The 17,015-nt window shown below is 70.9% G+C and carries 18 protein-coding genes; 3 read left to right on the top strand and 15 right to left on the bottom strand.

Going from position 1 to position 17,015, the window contains the following annotated elements; translation table 11 throughout:
- Positions 1-142 precede the first annotated feature (142 nt).
- Entirely contained in the window at positions 143-967 is an 825-nt protein-coding gene (locus OG892_RS23040; protein WP_371630166.1) for a GDSL-type esterase/lipase family protein, read from the bottom strand.
- Between OG892_RS23040 and OG892_RS23045 the strand changes: the two genes are divergently transcribed.
- Positions 966-1,958 carry a hypothetical protein gene (locus OG892_RS23045; protein ID WP_073732879.1) on the top strand — a complete coding sequence of 331 codons (993 nt, stop codon included), beginning with the start codon at positions 966-968 and terminating at the stop codon, positions 1,956-1,958. The two genes, OG892_RS23040 and OG892_RS23045, sit on opposite strands and share 2 nt — an antisense overlap.
- A 15-nt stretch (positions 1,959-1,973) precedes the next feature.
- Here OG892_RS23045 and OG892_RS23050 read toward each other — a convergent pair whose 3' ends face one another.
- On the bottom strand, positions 1,974-2,369 hold the full coding sequence (locus OG892_RS23050; protein WP_073732878.1) for a PPOX class F420-dependent oxidoreductase: 396 nt from the start codon (positions 2,367-2,369) through the stop codon (positions 1,974-1,976).
- Positions 2,370-2,482: 113 nt separating this feature from the next.
- On the opposite strand from OG892_RS23050, the gene OG892_RS23055 reads away from it, so the two are divergent.
- Entirely contained in the window at positions 2,483-2,998 is a 516-nt protein-coding gene (locus OG892_RS23055; protein WP_371630167.1) for a GNAT family N-acetyltransferase, read from the top strand.
- Between the two features lie 65 nt (positions 2,999-3,063).
- Here the strand turns inward: OG892_RS23055 and OG892_RS23060 are convergent, their stop codons facing one another.
- The 3 genes from OG892_RS23060 to OG892_RS23070 form a co-directional block, all read right to left on the bottom strand.
- On the bottom strand, positions 3,064-3,777 hold the full coding sequence (locus OG892_RS23060) for a Uma2 family endonuclease (RefSeq protein WP_371630168.1): 714 nt from the start codon (positions 3,775-3,777) through the stop codon (positions 3,064-3,066).
- Between the two features lie 160 nt (positions 3,778-3,937).
- Positions 3,938-5,056, bottom strand: coding sequence for a phosphoserine transaminase (serC, locus tag OG892_RS23065; RefSeq protein ID WP_073732875.1), 1,119 nt, complete (start codon positions 5,054-5,056; stop codon positions 3,938-3,940).
- Positions 5,057-5,181: 125 nt separating this feature from the next.
- On the bottom strand, positions 5,182-5,628 hold the full coding sequence (locus OG892_RS23070) for an anthrone oxygenase family protein (RefSeq protein WP_371630169.1): 447 nt from the start codon (positions 5,626-5,628) through the stop codon (positions 5,182-5,184).
- Between the two features lie 92 nt (positions 5,629-5,720).
- Here OG892_RS23070 and OG892_RS23075 point away from each other — a divergent pair, with 92 nt between their 5' ends.
- The gene (locus OG892_RS23075; RefSeq protein WP_328696012.1) at positions 5,721-6,299 is read left to right on the top strand and encodes a TetR/AcrR family transcriptional regulator; all 579 of its coding nucleotides are present in this window, start codon (positions 5,721-5,723) and stop codon (positions 6,297-6,299) included.
- A gap of 64 nt (positions 6,300-6,363) precedes the next feature.
- On the opposite strand, the gene OG892_RS23080 is transcribed toward OG892_RS23075, so the two are convergent.
- The 10 genes from OG892_RS23080 to OG892_RS23125 form a co-directional block, all read right to left on the bottom strand.
- On the bottom strand, positions 6,364-8,190 hold the full coding sequence (locus OG892_RS23080) for a tetratricopeptide repeat protein (RefSeq protein WP_371630170.1): 1,827 nt from the start codon (positions 8,188-8,190) through the stop codon (positions 6,364-6,366).
- Entirely contained in the window at positions 8,187-8,543 is a 357-nt protein-coding gene (locus OG892_RS23085) for a hypothetical protein (protein WP_079193145.1), read from the bottom strand. The genes OG892_RS23080 and OG892_RS23085 overlap by 4 nt, the downstream gene beginning before the upstream one ends.
- 55 nt (positions 8,544-8,598) lie before the next feature.
- A complete protein-coding gene (locus OG892_RS23090) occupies positions 8,599-9,849 on the bottom strand; it encodes a cytochrome P450 (RefSeq protein WP_371630171.1) in 1,251 nt (416 codons plus the stop codon).
- Positions 9,846-11,099, bottom strand: coding sequence for a cytochrome P450 (locus tag OG892_RS23095; protein WP_371630172.1), 1,254 nt, complete (start codon positions 11,097-11,099; stop codon positions 9,846-9,848). Before OG892_RS23095 ends, OG892_RS23090 begins: the two co-directional genes overlap by 4 nt.
- Positions 11,096-11,761, bottom strand: a complete 666-nt coding sequence (locus OG892_RS23100) for an ATP/GTP-binding protein (RefSeq protein WP_073732869.1) — start codon at positions 11,759-11,761, stop codon at positions 11,096-11,098. The genes OG892_RS23095 and OG892_RS23100 overlap by 4 nt, the downstream gene beginning before the upstream one ends.
- Entirely contained in the window at positions 11,742-12,107 is a 366-nt protein-coding gene (locus tag OG892_RS23105) for a DUF742 domain-containing protein (protein ID WP_073732868.1), read from the bottom strand. Before OG892_RS23105 ends, OG892_RS23100 begins: the two co-directional genes overlap by 20 nt.
- Positions 12,104-12,550, bottom strand: coding sequence for a roadblock/LC7 domain-containing protein (locus OG892_RS23110; protein ID WP_073732867.1), 447 nt, complete (start codon positions 12,548-12,550; stop codon positions 12,104-12,106). Before OG892_RS23110 ends, OG892_RS23105 begins: the two co-directional genes overlap by 4 nt.
- Positions 12,547-14,103, bottom strand: a complete 1,557-nt coding sequence (locus OG892_RS23115; protein WP_371630173.1) for a sensor histidine kinase — start codon at positions 14,101-14,103, stop codon at positions 12,547-12,549. The genes OG892_RS23110 and OG892_RS23115 overlap by 4 nt, the downstream gene beginning before the upstream one ends.
- A 296-nt stretch (positions 14,104-14,399) precedes the next feature.
- Positions 14,400-15,338: a MerR family transcriptional regulator gene (locus OG892_RS23120; RefSeq protein WP_073732865.1), complete on the bottom strand. Its 939-nt coding sequence runs from the start codon at positions 15,336-15,338 to the stop codon at positions 14,400-14,402.
- Between the two features lie 152 nt (positions 15,339-15,490).
- Positions 15,491-16,942 (bottom strand): amidase, encoded by a 1,452-nt coding sequence (locus tag OG892_RS23125; RefSeq protein WP_073732864.1) that lies wholly within the window; start codon positions 16,940-16,942, stop codon positions 15,491-15,493.
- Positions 16,943-17,015: the final 73 nt, after the last annotated feature.

Here is a 17,015-nt window from a genome sequence, read left to right on the forward strand (position 1 = left end):
AAAATCGGAGAAACCCTGAGGCGGACGGAGATGAACCGGATGGGCGGCTTCCGCGTGGCACGGCGGCTTCCGCGTGGCATGGACGGGGAGGGGAAATCGGAATCGCCGGGTGATGAGCTCGTGCGATGCCGTTGGGCGGCCTCTATGGACGAGCGGCCTGAGCGGTCGTCCTGGCCCGGTCGGGCTGGGCGGCACCGCCCAGCTGCGAGGGCACGGGTGCCGCAGCGATTCCCCGGTAGACCCCGCCCAGCCCCCACGCCTGGTGCATCGCGTCGGCGTAGGCGGCCGCGAGCCGGTGCTCGCCGGACGGGCCGGGATGCGTGCCGTCGTAGGTGTCCGCGTGGATGTCGTACCCCGGCGGCCGGGAGGCCAGCAGGAGCGGGGACGACGGCTCGTCGAGGTCGGCCACGGCCTTGGCGAGGAGTTCGTTGAAGCGGGCGCACTCGGCGGCGAAGGGGGCGTCGGACTCGGCCCGGATGTTCGGTATGACGGGCAGCAGCACGCACCTGATGTGCGGGTTCGCGGTGCGGGCCGCGGTGAGGAAGGCGCGGGCGTTGCGGGCGGTCTGCTCGCTGTCCGTGTAGAAACCGAGGTCTATCAGGCCGAGCGAGACGAGCAGGATGTCCGCGCGGTGTGCGGTGACCGTGTCCGCGATCACCGGGGCCATGTGCAGCCAGCCCTCGCCCCAGCCGGCCAGGTGCGCGCGGGCCCCGGCGGGGAAGGCGGGGGCGCCGTACGCGTGGGAGACCGGGGTGCCCGTGCCGGTGTCGTACAGCTCGGTGCGGGGGCCGACGATCGCGTACGGGGCGTCGAAGGAGGCTTCGAGGTGCTGCCACATGCGGTAGCGCCAGGTGAAGTCGCCGGCGCGCCCGATGGTCATGGAATCGCCGACGAACATGAAACGCATGGCGTCATCATGGCCGATCATGGCTTCGGCCTGCGACGTGACGATGGACACTTGTGCCATGCGCTCGTATCGACTGACTGCCTTCGGCGCCGCCGCGCTCCTTTCCCTCGCGGCGGCGGTGCCCGCCGTGGCCGACGGCGGCGGGGCCGACCGCAGCTTCACGATCAAGGACCCGAGGATCACCGAGTCCAGCGGACTGGCCGCCAGCCGCGCCCATCCGGGGATCTACTGGACGCACAACGACAGCGACGACGGGCCGTACGTCTACGCCGTCGACTCCCGGACCGGGAAGACCGTCGCGACGATCACCATGAAGGGCGTCGGTGAGCCGCGCGACGTGGAGGCGATCTCGCTCGGACCGGACGGGAATCTGTACGTCGGTGACATCGGGGACAACCTCAACGGCAGCTGGGACCACGTCTGGATCTACCGCTTCCCCGAGCCGAAGGTGCTGCGGGACGCGACGGTCCGCGCGACGCAGTTCGACGTGAAGTACGCGGACGGGCCGCGCAACGCGGAGGCCCTGATGGTCCACCCGAAGACCGGGCGGGTGTACATCGCCTCGAAGAAGGAGGGCGGCGGCGGGCTCTACGAGGGCCCGGCGAAGCTCACGGCCGGTTCGGACAACATCTTCCGGCGGGTCGGCGAGGTGCCGTGGGTGACGGACGGGGCGTTCTCGCCGGACGGGAAGGAGCTGGTGCTGCGCTCGTACTTCAGCGCGCGCGGCTACGTGTTCGCGAACGGCAGGCTCGGCAAGGACTATTCGGTCGAGTCGCCGCTGCTGGGTCAGGCCGAGTCGGTCACGTACACGGCCGACGGTTCGGCACTGATGTACGGCTCCGAGGGTGAGCAGAGCGATGTGGTGCGGGTGGACCTGAAGAACGGCGGCGAGTCGGGCCGTACCGGGGTGAAGTCCCCCTCGTCGGCCGGTGCGGGCGGTGACGGGGGCGGCGACGGCGTGCCGGTGAAGGGCACCACGCTGACCGGGGTCGCCGTGCTCGCCGGGATCGGGCTGCTGCTGTTCCTGGGCCGGCGCCGCCGCAAGAGCTGATCCGCGGGACGGGCCCTACGCCTCCAGCGGGCGGAGCTCGTAGTGCAGGGTCCGGTCGCGCTTGATCCGGTGCGCGAGCGGGACGAGCACGCCCTGCACGATCGGGTGCTTGCGCGACAGCATCCGGGCGGCGTGCGTGTTCTCCTTCGAGCCCGCCTGGAGGAGCCGCGCGTGGGCGGTGATCTGCGGACCGGTCGGGCTGCCGCGTACCGTGCACGGGCCGACGAGCACGGTGGGGTGGTTGCGCATCCGCTCCACCTTCCAGGCGGAGGAGAACGTACGGATGTACGCGTGATCGCCCTCGACGGCGATGTTGACCGGAGTGTCGACGTGCGTACCGTCCTGCCGCCGGGTGCTGAGCAGGACGGCGTACTGCTTCACGAACGGCTTGAGCTCGGCAATCGTGTCCATACCTTCCATGATCCGCAGGCCCGCCGCCGTGTCATCCCCGGGCGGACCGGCGAACGCGCGTTTCCCGGCCGCACCCGGACCGCTGACCGGGCCCGCGATATGATCATCCGCTGATGACGACGAACAACGGGCCGACGCCCTTCTCCACGCCCCGCCTGGACGCCCTGCCGCTGCGGGTGGACCACGCGGACGAGATGGCGGCCGTGCTCGCCGACCCGGCCCTGCACACCTTCACGGGTGGCGCCCCGCAGGACGCGGAAGCGCTGCGGTCCCGCTACGCACGGCAGACCGCAGGCTCCCCGGACCCGGCCGAGCGGTGGTGGAACTGGGTGCTCCGCGTGCGCGGTGACGACTGCCTGGCGGGCTATGTGCAGGCGACGGTGGACGTGACCGGTGCGCGCGCGGAGATCGCCTGGGTGATCGGGACCGGGTGCCAGGGCCGGGGCTACGCCAAGGAGGCGGCGGCCGGCCTGGTGGCGCACCTGCTGGACGGGGGAGCGGTGCGCACGGTCGTCGCCCACATCCACCCGGACCACGCGGCGTCGGAGGCGGTGGCCGCCTCTGCGGGGCTGGCGCGGACCGGGGAGTGGGAGGACGGCGAGGTGCGGTGGAGGCTGGACGCGCGATGAGGGGGCGTCCTCAGGCTCCGGACGGGACCGGGCGCGCGTGGTCGCCCGTTGATCCGTCGATGAGTTCAGCTCTCGGACGGCTCGGGCGACTGCTCGGTCCCCGGCTCGGCGGAGGGCTCCGGTGACGGCTCCGGCTTCGGGCGGGGGCGGCCCGCTGCCACCAGGGCGGCGACGTCGAGTGTGACCTCGGCGCCGATCGAGCCGGGGAGCGTGACCTTGTGGCCGGGCGCGTACACCTGGTGGTTGTCGTACCCACCGGTGAAGGGTTCCGTGAGGACGTGGACGCGGCCGTGCCTGCGGTCCAGGATGACGTAGACGGGGATCTTGGCGGCGGCGTACGCCACGACCTTGTTCCGCAGGTCGTTCTGGTAGTTGCCGGAGGTGACCTCAAGGACGAGGCGGAAGGCACCGGGGTCGTAGCAGTTGTTCCTGGCCTCGCCCTTGTCGAAATCGGCGTCCACGACCGCGAGGTCCGGGATGGCGTAGTCGGAGGGGCCGCCGGGCAGCCAGACGCCGACTCCCTGGATGACCGCTGACTCCCCGTCGTCGAGTCCGGCTTCGATCAAAGGGCGCATGAGTTTGGTCAGGGCGCGGCCGTGCGCGCCGTCCGGCGATGGGGCCACGGTGATGACGCCTCCGATGATCTCGACGCGGTGACCCGGAAGCTGCTCCGAGAGCCGCTCGGCGCTGTCGAGCAGCGATTCGGGCTCCTTGCGCTCCTGCCGCTTCGGCCGCTCCGGCTCACCGTCACAGGGGTGCTCGACTGCTGCTGCAGACATTGAGGGCCTCCTGAAAGGGCTGGTGTCGAGAAACATCATCGTAGGACTGTGAGCCCGTTCGCGGCCCGCACGCCCCGCTTCACCCCGCCGAGTGAAGCAGAAACGGCCCCGCGCACGTGGTCACGTGTGCAGGGCCGTTCCGGAGGTGTCAGCGGTGGAGCTACAGCTTCTCGATGACGTAGTCGATGCACGCCGTCAGTGCCTGGACGTCCGACGGGTCGATCGCCGGGAACATCGCCACGCGCAGCTGGTTGCGGCCCAGCTTGCGGTACGGCTCCGTGTCGACGATGCCGTTGGCGCGCAGGGCCTTGGCGACGGCGGTGGCGTCGATCTCGTCCGCGAAGTCGATCGTGCCGATGACCTGCGAGCGCTTGGCCGGGTCCGTGACGAACGGGGTGGCGTACTTGGACTCCTCGGCCCAGCCGTACAGGTGGCCGGAGGAGGCGGCCGTGCGGCCGGTCGTGAAGTCCAGGCCGCCCTGGGTGTTCATCCAGGTCAGCTGCTCGTTCAGGAGGAACAGCGTGGCCAGGGCCGGGGTGTTGTACGTCTGGTTCTTCAGGGAGTTGTCGATCGCGGTCGGCAGCGAGAAGAACTCCGGGACGTGCCGGCCGGACGCGTGGATACGGGCCGCGCGCTCCAGGGCCGCCGGGGAGAAGATCCCGATCCAGAGGCCGCCGTCGGAGGCGAAGGACTTCTGCGGAGCGAAGTAGTAGACGTCCGTCTCGGTCACGTCGACCGGCAGGCCGCCCGCGCCGGAGGTGGCGTCCACCAGGACCAGGGAGCCCGCGTCGGCGCCCGTGACGCGCTTGATGGGCGCGGCGACACCGGTCGAGGTCTCGTTGTGGGTGAGGGCGTACACGTCGACGCCCGCCTCGGCCTTCGGATCCGGGTGGGTGCCCGGGTCGGAGGCGATGACGGTCGGGTCGGCGAGCCACGGGGCGAGCTTGGCGGCCTTCGCGAACTTCGAGGAGAACTCACCGAAGTTGAGGTGCTGGGACTTCGACTCGATCAGACCGTGCGTCGCGATGTCCCAGAAGGCGGTGGAGCCGCCGTTGCCGAGGATCACCTCGTACCCCTCGGGGAGGGAGAAGAGGTCGCGCACTCCGTCCCGTACCGCGCCGACCAGGTTCTTCACCGGGGCCTGGCGGTGGGACGTGCCGAGGAGCGATGTTCCGGTAGCGGCCAGCGCGTCGAGCGCCTCCGTCCGCACCTTTGAAGGACCGGCGCCGAAGCGTCCGTCTGCGGGCTTGATGTCAGCGGGAATCTCGATATCGGCCACGACTCGGAGGGTAGCGGCTCCGCACGGCGGCTACCGAATGCGTCCGTCCGGTGAGACACCGGATCCGGCCGGTGGACGGTATCGCCAGGTGGGGCGGGGTCGGGGCTTCCCCGCCCTTGGCGGGCTCAGACCAGGGAGGTGACGAGCAGGGTGAGGGCGGCGATGAGGACGGTGACGCGGACGTAGTGGAAGCGGTCCCAGCGGTTGCTCTGCTCCTTCCAGTCGGCGGGCCGGTTCTCGGGGGTCCAGGTCTTGCCCCGGTTGTTGATCGGGACGAGCAGCAGGATCGACATGAGCACGCTCACGATCAGCAGCGCGCCGGCGATGACGGCGAGGCCGGTGCCGGGGTGGTGCCATCCGGCGACGACCCGGATCGCGACGAGGACGACCGAGCTGATGTACCAGACCGGCATGACGGCGCCGAGCATCCGGCCCCCGTGGGCGCGGGCCAGCTGGTCGCTGTCCTCGGGGAGCGCGTTGAAGATCCGGTTCATGACGAAGGCGACGGAGAACTCCACCCCCACCATCAGCCCGAAGGAGACGGTGGTGACGACCTCAAGTGCGTTGATCATGGCGACCCTTCTCATTTCCTAGCGGCGCTAGGTGATGGGCCCAACGCTAGCGCTACTGCCGCTTGATTGTCTAGCGGTGATAGGATCGAGTCATGTCGGTAAAGGAACGCAAGCAGCGCGAACGGGCGGAACGCGAGCGCCTCATCGTGGCGACGGCCCGTGAACTCGCCGAGAAGCAGGGCTGGGACGCGGTCACCACCCGTCGGCTCTCCGAGCGCATCGAGTACAGCCAGCCCGTTCTCTACAGCCACTTCCGCGGCAAACGGGAGATCATCGGCGCCGTCGCCCTTGAGGGCGCCGCGGAGATGGCCGCGGCGGTGCGCGCCGCGACCGCCGCCGCGGACGGCCCGCGCGAGCGGGTGTACGCCCTGGCCCGCGCCTACCTCGACTTCGCCGCCCGCAACCCGGCGGTCTACGACGCCATCTTCCAGCTCGACGGCGGTCTCCCGTACGCACAGGAGGACACCCCGGCACCCCTCAAGGACGCCTTCGCCGCGCTGTTGGAGAGCCTCGGCTCGGTCGCCGGGGACGGCGTCCACCCGGCCCTGTTCACCGAGGTGTTCTGGGCGTCCCTGCACGGGGTGGCGACCCTGACCCGGTCGGGGCGGCTGCTGCCGGAGGAGACCGAGCAGCGGGTGGAGCTGCTGGTGGAGCGGCTCGCCGTGGTGTGACACGGCGTCCTGTCGTCCAGGTACCGCTCCCGGCGTCACCCGTGCCCGCGCATGTCTCCGTCAGTCAGCTCGTCCCGACGCGTGCGCGGGCGTCCGCCGCCCGTTTCTCCGTGGCCTGCGCCTCCCGGTCGCGTCCCAGGGCGCTGTAGAAGTCGGCCAGCAGGTCGAGGGCTTCGAGGGTTTCGGGGTCCTCCGGCCCCAGCAAACGGGTGCGCGCCTCTACCACCCGCTCGCCCAGAGCCACCGCATCCTGATCGCGGCCCACACGGCTGTAGAAGTCGGCCAGATCGTGCAGGGTTTCCAGGGTGTCGGGGTCTTCCGGCCCCAGCACACGGGAGCGCGCCGCCGCCACCCACTCCTCCAGGTCGACCGCCTGCCGGTCTCGTCCCAAGGAGCTGTAGGAAGCGGCGAGGTCGTGGAAGGTCGCGAGGGTGTCGGGATTCTCGGCTCCCAGGACGCGGGTACGTGCTTGGGCCACCCGCTCCCGCATGGCGGCCGCCTCCTTGTGCAGTCCCAGGAGGCTGTAGGTGATGGCGTGGTTGTGGACGCTTGCGAGGGTGTCGGGATTCTCGGGCCCCAGGACGCGGGTACGTGCCTGGATCCCCCGCTCTTCCAGCTCTGCCGCATCGAACAGACGCCCCATCGCACCGTAGGAGGCGGCGATGATGTCGAGCATTTCGAGAGTGTCGGGATGGTCGGGCCCCAGCACACGCGTACGCGCCTCGGCCAGCCACTCCCGCAGGCGCAGCGCCTCCTGGGTTCGTCCCACGTCATCGTAGGAGGCGGCGAGGTTGTCGAGGGTTTCGAGGGTGTGCGGATGCTCCGGCCCCAGGACGCGGGTACGCGCCTCGGCCACCCGCTCCCCCAGGCGCAGCGCCTCCTGGGCACGCCCCGCGTCACCGTAGGCGGCGGCGAGGTCGTCGAGGGCGACGAGAGTGTCGGGATGGTCGGGTCCCAGCACACGGGCGCGCGCCTCGGCCACCTCTTTGTACACGGCGGTCGCTTCGTCGGCGCGGCCGTCCGCGTGGAGCTCGACGGCCTGTTCGTACCGGCGGGCCAGGGATTCGGCGCTGGGGTCCGGCGGGTGAGGGGGGAGAGGCGGGAGCGGAGGGAGGTCCCGGCCGGTGGGGGGCTCGCCGGTGGCCGCCGTGCGGTTGAGGACGAGTCCGAGCTGGTCGGCGTTCTCGGTGCCCCGCTGCTGCGGCAGCGGCAGCCGTTCCGCCGTGAACCGGCTCCACAGGGTCCGGTAGATGTCCTGCATGGTGATCAACGGGCCGGTGTGCGGGGCCCCTTCGCGCAGGAGGGCCAGGAGGCGCCCGGTGAACGCGGTGTGCGCCTCGTCGGGGAGGACCAACGCCGTGCTGTTGGGCGGGGCCGAGGCGAGGGTGTACGTGCCCCGGATGTCGAGCTGCCCGAGGACCTCCTGCTGACCGGCGCTCAGGGTGGTGCCGATGGCGCGCCCGCTGAAGCAGCTGTCGAGGATGATCACGCGGTTCCTGGCCCTGCTGCCGAGGAACGTCCCGCGCACGGTGTCGAACCGCAGCGCGCTGTACTCCACGGCGTCCATGGCGGTGTCGTGGAGGGCGAGATAGAGCTCGTGGGAGCGGCCGAGCGGAATTCCATGACCGGCGAAGTAGAACAGCAGCAGGTCCTCGGCCTCATCGGCTGCCCGGTGCAGCACCTGGCCGATCTCCCGGCCGGTCGCCCCGGGCGGGACGGTGACGCAGACCTCGGCGGGGAACCCGCCGAGGCCCGGATCGGTGAGGACGGCCGCCAGGTCGCGCAGATTGGCCGTGATCTGCGGCACGTCCGCCAGTTGCTCGTCCTCGTACGCGGCAGAGCCGAGAAGGACGATGCGGGAGCGCGCCGGGTCGATACCGCGACCGCTCACCGGCGTTCCTCCGCCTGCCCCAGGGCGATCTTCAGGAGACGCTCGGCGTCGTCGACGGACTGCGCGTCCAGTTCCACTTCCTGGCCCTGCGGCCCTTTCATCTTGATGCGTACGGCCCGGCGCCGCGGCTGCGACAGGTACGCGCCCAGGGAGGTGGCCAGCGCGCTGGCCACCCCGCCCGCGCCCAGCGTCGCGATGAGGACCTCGGGGAGTCCGCCGAGCTCACCCGCCGCCGGGATCGCCGGAGCCGGTTTCACCCGCCCCCGGAGTTCGGATTCCTGGCTCAGCCAGTCGTCCAGGTCCTCCAGTTCCTCGACCGGATCGGCTCCATCGACCCACAGACGCAGCTCCACTGCTGTGCTCCCCCCACACGTGATCGGTGTTGACCGCTTTACCTCGACCCCTGGGTCACCGCAGGGTGACCGGGAGCGAGACAAGGTCATTCTGGGTGACGATCGGCTTGTTGCGCAGCTCGTCCGCCGGGACGGCGAGGGCCAGCTCCGGGAACCGCTCGTACAGCGCGGGCAGGGCGACGGCCGCCTCCAGCCGGGAGAGCGCGGCGCCGGGGCAGACGTGCGGGCCGTGGCCGAAGGAGATGTGGCGGTTGGGGGAGCGGGTGACGTCGAACTCCGTCGCCGTCGGGCCCCACTGCTTCTCGTCGCGGCTGAGGGCGGCGAACGAGATCATGATGCCCTCGCCCTGCGGCAGGACCCGGTCACCGACCTCGATGTCCTCGGTGGCGAACCGGATCAGGACGTGCGAGGTGGGCGCCGCCCAGCGCAGCGTCTCCTCGATCACCCCGTCCCAGCTCACTTCGCCGGCGAGCACCGCGCGGCGCTGCTCGGGGTGGCTCTGGAGGGCGACGACGGCGTTCACGATGAGGCTGATCGTCGTCTCGTGCCCGGCGGCGATGATCACCTTCAGGGTGTTGAGGATCTCCTCGTCGGTGAGGTGGTCGCCGTCCTCGGACGCCACGAGCAGGGCGCCGGTCAGGTCATCGGCCGGGGACGCCTTCTTCTCGTCGAGGATGCGGGAGAACAGGGTGTGGATGTCCGCCATCATCTGCGGCACCTCTGCGGGCGGCGTCATGTTGGAGAAGAACTTGTCGAACAGTTCCTTCATCCGGGGCAGATCGGCGGAGTCGATGCCCATCAGCTCGCTGATGACGTTCATCGGCAGCGGGTAGGCGAACTCGGCCTTCAGGTCGACGCTCTCGCCCGCCGGGCGCTCCGCCAGCCGGTCCAGCAGCACCTTCGTACGCGCCTCAATACCTTCCCGCAGCCGCTCCACCCGCCGCACGGTGAGTGCCTGGGCGACCAGTCCGCGGAGCCTGCGGTGCTCGGCGCCGTCCGCCGTCAGCATGGTGCGGCCCGGGTTGACCAGGCCGATCAGCGGCCAGTCGAGCGGGATCTCGCCGCGCTGCCAGGCCCCCCAGACGTTGATGTCCTTGACCAGGCGGCTGTCGGTGAGCAGCAATTTGGCCTCGGCGTGGTGGGTGACCGTGTAGACGCGGACCCCGCCGGGCAGTTCCACCCGGGCGAGCGGGCCCGCCGCGTGCAGCCGGGCGCTCTCGCCGTCGAGGTCGGTGACGAACGGGTCCAGGACGATGGGTTCCTGTTCGTCGCTGGTGCCCGGCGCTTCGGTCGTCGTCGCGGTCATCTCTGGCCTCCAAGGGCGGGGGTGGGCGTGAAGCGTGCCGGCAGGTCCGTCAGTCCGCGCAGCCACGGGGAGGGGCGCCGGGTCAGCTGCTCTTCGGGGACCGCGAGGTCGACGTCGGGCAGCCGGTCGAGGATGACCTCGATCGCCGTACGGGCGATGACCTCCGCCGTCTCCTGGGCGGGGAACGGGCAGCGGTGGTCGCCGTGGCTGAAGGAGAAGAAGGCGTTGTTGCCGCCGGTGAGCGTGGATCCGTCGGTGCGGACCTGGGGGTCGGCGTTCGCACCGGCCAGGCTGAGGACCAGCAGATCGCCGGCCTTGATGTGGCGGCCGCCGAGGTGGGTGTCGCGGCTGGCCCAGCGGCCGGCGATGTTCTGGCTGGGGGTGTCCTCCCAGAGGACCTCGTTCATCGCCTCGCCCACGCTGTGCCGGCCGCCGGAGAGCGAGGCGGCGAAGCGGTCGTCGGTGAGCATGAGGCGCAGCGAGTTGCCGATCCAGTCGGCGGTGGGCTGGTGGCCGGCCGCCATCATGACCATGAGGTCGCGGGAGACGTCCTCGTCCGTGAATCCGCGGGTGTTGGCGAGCATCCGGGAGACGACGTCGTCGCCGGGGGTGGTCTGCCGGTCTGCCACCAGTTCGTACACCGATGCGGCGATGTGCCGCTGGCCGGTCTGTGCGGTCGGCCCGCCGTTGATCATGTCGTTCATCGCGGTGACGAGGGCGGGGCCCTTCTCGTCGGAGAAGCCGAGGAGCTTCGCCAGTACCCGTACGGGCATCAGCATCGCGTAGTCCGCGACGAGGTCCGCGGTGCCGGCCGAGCAGAAGGAGTCGATCAGCTCGTCCGCGAACTCGGCCGTGCTCTCCTTGAGTTCGAACGGGTTCACCGCCTCCAGCGCGTCACTGATGACGGCGGAGCGGCGGCTGTGGCGTTCGCCGACGGTGTAGAGGATGGACGGCTGGTCCCGGCTGATCATCGGCATCAGGGGCCAGTCGTCGGGGATGGCCGGCCACTGGTTCCACAGCTGCGAATCGCGGCTGAAGAGCACCGGGTCGCCGGTGAGTTGGTGCAGCTCGCGGTAGCCGAGGACGAGCCAGGCGGGGATGTCGCCGGGCAGCACGATCGGGGCGACCGGCCCGTGGTCGCGCCGCATCTCCCGGTAGAGCCGGGCGGGTTCGTCCTGGAACCGGCCGCCGTACAGATGCACGGCTTCGGTTCCGGTGCCGGTGGCGGCCGCGTGGGGGCACTGGGTCACGGGGCGGACTCCGGGGTCAGGGCGGCGAGGGTCTGGCCGTCGCCCGTGGAGGCGGTGGACGGAGCGCTGTCCGCGGCGCGGGCGGCGGACAGCGCGTGCAGGTGCTCCACCAGCGTGATCAGTACGTACTTGCTGGAGGACCGGTCCCGGGCGTCGCACTCCACGAGCGGTACGTCGTCCGAGAGGGCGAGCGCCTCGCGGATCTGCTGCTCGGTGTGGAGCGGGCCGCCGAAGTAGTTGCACGCCACGATGAACGGTGTGCCGTGGTGCTCCAGCCGGTCGATGGCGTACCAGGAGTCGGCGAGGCGCCGGGTGTCGACGAGCACGACGGCACCGAGCGTCCCGGAGAACAGCCGGTCCCACAGGAACCAGAAGCGCTCCTGGCCGGGCGCGCCGAACAGGTAGAGCACCGAGCGTTCGTCGAGCGTGATCCGGCCGAAGTCGAAGGCGACGGTGGTGGACGTCTTGGAGTGAACGCCGTCGAGGTGGTCGACGGCCTCGCCCGCGCGGGTCATCGTCTCCTCCGTGTTGAGCGGACGGATCTCGCTCACGGATCGGACCATGGTGGTCTTGCCTACGCCGAAGCCGCCGACGACGACTATTTTCAGTCCGTTGTCGGCCGTGGCCCGAAGGGCGGCACGGTCAGAGGTTGCGGAGTCCAACGAGCACCTGTTCCAGGATGTCGGGGTCGGGGAGCCGGTCCGCGACGCGTGCGGTACGAGGGTGGCGGGCGCTGATCCGACCGGTGTCGAGCAGATCGCACAGCAGGATGCGCACGATGCTGACGGGCAGGTCGAGGCTCGCGGCGATCTCGACGACCGCGGTGGGCCGTTCGCACATGCGCAGGATCGCGACGTGCTCCGACTGCATACCGGGGGCCGGTTCGCATTCCGAGACGACGAGTGTCACCAGGTCGAAGACGTCCGAGTCGGAGCGGCTGCGGCCACCGGTGAGGGTGTAGAGCCGGTCCGGGTCGTCGTCCCGGCCCGGACGCGGGCGGGGCGTCATACGGCCGCGTTCTCCGAGGCTCCGGAGGCCCCCGGCGGTCCGGAGGGTTCGCGCGGCGGGGCCACGAGGTGCTCGCCGAGCTGCTCGACGAGCTCGCTCATGTTGTGCCCGACGAGGCCGACGTCGGCGGCCTCGGAGGCGACGACGGCGAGGTGGGCGCCCGCGCCCGCCTCCACGATGAACAGCACGCCGCCGTAGAACTCGGCCATCGCGGACCGTACGCCGCCGGTGCCGTCACCGAACTCGATGGACGCGCCGTGCGACAGGCTCTGGATGCCGGCCGAGATGGCGGCCAGCTGGTCGGCCTGGTCGACGGAGAGCTCGGGGGTGCGGCACAGCTTGAGGCCGTCCCTCGACAGCACGAGGGCGTGGCGGGTGCCGGGGGTGCGCTCAAGGAGCCCCTCCAGCAGCCAGTTGAGCTTCTCGTCCGTGGTCGCGGTCATCGGGTGTTGCCTTCCGGGTGCGGTGAGTTGGGCCGTACGGCCTGGCGGAAGCTGCTGAAGCGGGCTGCCTGGGCCTTGGGGTCGGACGTACGGGGCCGGGGGGCCGACCCGTCGCTTGCGTCGCCGTCGCCGTCGCCGTCGGTGCCGCTGTCGGCCGAGGCCTTGGCGCGGGACTCGGCGGCGGCCAGGGTGCGGCCCCGGGAGCGCTTGGGCAGTCCGCTCTCGCCGAACCGGGGGAGGCCGCCGGTGGTGTCCGACGTGGTGTCCGACGTGCCGTCGGAGGCGGAGTTCGGCAGCGAGTCGGAGCGCAGGAACTCCAGGGTGCTGGAGCTGTCCGGGGCGGCCGAATCCGCGGCCTCGGCGGTACGGCCGGTTCCCGCCGGCTCGTCGGCCACCGGGGCGTGGACGGGTTCGGGCTCGCTCGGCGCCGGGGCTTCCGGGGCAGGTGCGACGGCCGGTGCCGGGGCCCTGGTGATGACCTCCTGCGGGAGCATCATCAGCGCGCCCGTACCACCGCGCGCAGAGGGCCGGAAGGAGACCGTCAGCCCGTGCTTGCGGGCCAGCCGCCCCACGACGGCGAGGCCGAGCCGGGTGCCGGAGAGGCCGGTCAGGTCCTGGCTCTCCGCGGAGACGGCGCGCTCGGCGCGGCGCAGCTGCACATCGCTCATGACCAGTCCGCTGTCCTCGACGGTCAGCACGATGCCGGCCGGCACCTCCTCCACGTACACGTGGACCTCGGCCGTGGGGGGTGAGAAGTTCGCGGCGTTGTCCAGGAGTTCGGCCAGCGCGTGCATGATGCCCTCCGCCGCGTGCCCGGCGACGGCGACGTCGCTGGTGGAGTGCAGGCGTATTCGCTGGTAGCCGCTGATCCGGCCCATCGCGCCGCGCAGGATCGACTCCATGACGATGGGCTTGGCCCAGCGGCGTCCGGAGCGCGCACCGGTCAGCACGGCGATGGAGTCGGCCAGCCGGCCCGCCTGGGCGGTGCGGTGGTCCAGGTGCAGCAGGTCGCCCAGTACGTCTTCCGAGGCGTGCCGGTGCTCCATCTCGCGCAGGTCGGCGAGCATGCTCGTGGCGAGTGCCTGCATCCGGCCCGCGGCGTTGGCGCAGGCGGCGACGGCGGCGGCGCGCTCGGTCTCGCTGCGGGAGGCGCGGGCCTTGAGCGCGGCGTTCTGCGCGGTGAGGCGCTCGGCGTCGGCCGCGGCCTGTTCGGCGATCCGGGCGGTTTCCGCGGCGGCGGCCGATTTCGCCTTTGCCGTCTCTGCGGTGAACCGCTGGGCCTCGTAGGCGGAGGCGGAGACCAACCGGGAGGTCTCGGCGGTGAACCGGCCGGTCTCGGCCGCGTGCTCCGCCCGCAGCCGCCGCACCGTGGCACGGGCGTGGACGGCGGTGGCGACGGCGGCGGACAGCAGCACGGCCGCGGCACCGGCCCCCCACGCCACAGCGGTCCTGGCCGAGTCGGGGGCGGCGAGGACCGCCCAGAGACACAGGGACCCGGTGATGACGACCGTGGCCAGCAGGGCAAGTGCGGTCGGCCTTGTTGAGGGGCGCAAGCGGAGTCCTTGGGGCGGACGGTGACGGACGGGACGGTTCGGGCAAGTCGGTAAGGCGGTAGGTAAGTGAGACAACTGGAACAGAAGATTCCCAGACAAGTCCCAGTCACTATATGAGAATTGACGATCTGTTTGGGAAGAACTTGTGGTGCTCTCTGTTGCGTATGTGTCCGGTTACCCGTCAATTCCCGTCAAATTCCTCGTGCGCGCAGAAGCGAGAGGGGAGAGTGCGGCGGCGTTCTCACCCGACACCGGCCGCGTCCGCCCTCTGCCGCCTTGCGATCACCCCGCCCCCGTCATCGCTGTGTCCGGATGCGCAGAGCCCGGACGGACCAGTCGAGTACGGGAGCCAGACTCTCCGGGGCCGGCCAGCCGTTGACCACGGCGAGCACCTGGAGGTATCGCTCCCTGCGGGGGTCGTTCACGCTCTCCAGCCGCGTCGCCAGCCGGCGGCGAAGCCCGGCGTCGTCGGGGCGGCCGAGGAGGCGCGCGTAGTGCGCCATGAACGCCTCGACGATCGGATCGGCCTGAGGCGAGGCCGGGTCGATGCCGGCGGTCAGGGCCGGGCCGGCCTGGTCACGGACGGCTGCGGCAATGTCGCGGACCGGGCCCGTCATGTCGCTGAGGGGCTGCTCGGCCGCCTGGTCCTGGACCATCTGCCGCACGACGGCGCGGAATCCCGGGTCCAGGGCCATCTCGGCCAGCTCCACCCATGCCTGGACCTGCTCGGCCTCCGGGTTGTCGGGCAACTCGGGGGTCATCGAGCGCATGGCTCCCGCGAATGCGGGGGCGGCGTCAAGACCGCCGAATACGGCGTCGAGGAAATCGTCGGTCAGACGTTGGCGTTCGTCCTGGGAAAGCTGGGCCAGCCGGTGCATGAGTTCCGTCTCCTCAGGTGTGGACCCGCGCTCGGCCACCGCCGTCAGCACCGCACGCCGCAGGCGCAGGACGCGGATCTGCACTGCCAGTGCTTCGGCGTGCGCCGCGGCGACCTCGGGAAGCGAGAGCTCGCGGTCCACGACCTTGCGGATCGTGGGAAGGTCCAGTCCCAGCTCGCGCAGGGTCCGCACAAGCTCCAGGCGTGCGGCCGCGTCGATGCCGTAGAGGCGGTAGCCGGCCGGGCTGCGGTCCGTCGGCGCCACGAGTCCGCGATCGGAGTAGAACCGAATGGTCTTGACCGTCAGACCGGTCCGTCGAGCGAGTTCACCGATCGAGTAGAGCGTGTCGCCGTCCATGCCCCCACCTTGACGTCTCCCTCTACGGGAGACTCAAGTCCGTTCGCCACTCCACGCTCGGCATCGCACGGTCGGGGCTACGTCGTCGCCCTCGGCCCTGAGGACCGACAGGAATCCGTCGATGTCCCTCTGCGGCGTGCCCGGAGCGTTCTTCAGCGGACTGGGTGGTTCCCTGCCCATACCGTGGGGGTTCGGCCTGACCACGGACTTGCCTGTTCGAGTTGTCCGGCGAGGCGGAAGAGCCGGCCTTCGAGGCCGTATCCGGCGGCGAACTGCATGCCGATCGGGAGCCCCGTCCCTGCGTCGGCCGTCACGGGTACGGACATGGCGGGCGTGCCCGCCACGTTGAACGGCAGGGTGAACGGCGACAGGTCATTGATGCGCTCGATCCAGCCGAGACCGTCCAGTGTCTCCGCACCTTCGGTATGAGTGCCCAGCAGCACGGGAGGCTCCGGCAGGGTCGGCGTGAGGAGGATGTCGTACGCGTCGAAGTACCGCGCCAGGCTTCGCGCCACCCGGTTCCGCATCGCGAGAGCGTTGAGGAACTGCGCGCCGCCGACCCGCTGCCCGTAGTGGTAGCCGGCGAGGGTCGTCGGCTCAAGGGTCGAGGAGTCGACGGGACGGCCGAAGGCGGCGGCCAGCCCGTCGACCAGGGTGGTGAGGTTCACCGTCATGAGCCGGGCGTTGGCCAGGACGAATTCCTCCCAGTCGGCGCCGAGGTCGACCTCGGCCTCCTCCACCTGGTGACCGAGGGATTCAAGCAACCGCACGGTGCGGGAGAGGGCGCCGGTCGCCGGTGCGGTAGTGCGGCGTCCGCCCCACGCCTGGGTGAGGACACCGATCCGCAACGAGCCCGGATGACGGGTGACTTCCTCCGCGTACGGCCGTGACGGCTGCTGGGCGAAGTAGGGGTCGCCCGATTCCGGGCCGTGTATCCGGTCGAGCAGTACCGCACTGTCCCGTACGGTGCGGCTGACGCTGCCGTGCACGGCCAGCCCGTTGAAGACCTCGTCGACGTCGGGCCCCATGGAGACCCGGCCACGGGTGGGCTTGATCCCGAAGAGGCCGTTGCAGGCGGCGGGGATACGGAGCGATCCGGCGGCGTCGGTGCCATGGGCGACCGGAACCACTCCGGCGGCGACAGCGGCGGCCGCGCCTCCACTGGATCCGCCCGCGCTCCGCTCCAGGTCCCACGGGTTGCGGGTCGCGCCGTACAACGCTGATTCCGTGGAGATGCCATAGGCCATCTCCGGTGTCGCGGTGCGCCCGAACGTCACGAGGCCCGCGCGCCGGAAGCGCCGCATCAGCGAGGAGTCGGCGCCGGCGACGTTGCCGGCCGCCAGACGGCTTCCCAGCTCCATCCGCCTCCCGGCCATGGCCACCGCGATGTCCTTGATCAGGAAAGGGACGCCGGCCAGTGGTGTGCTGCCGGGGACGGGTTCGTCGTCGGTCTGCCACGTCTCCACGACGGCGTTGATCTGCGGATCAACTGCCTGTACGGCCTCGCGCGCGGCTGCCTCCAGTTCGGCGGGGAGTACCTCGCCCTTGGCCACCAGCTCCGCCAGCCCGACTGCGTCGAAGCTCACGTACTCAGAAACTCTCACTGCCGCTCCCTGACAAGAACGATACCGTCGAGTCCTGAACGATACCCGACGGTATCGAAGGGGCCTGACTGGT

This window comes from Streptomyces sp. NBC_00341 (assembly GCF_041435055.1).
Taxonomy (GTDB): domain Bacteria; phylum Actinomycetota; class Actinomycetes; order Streptomycetales; family Streptomycetaceae; genus Streptomyces.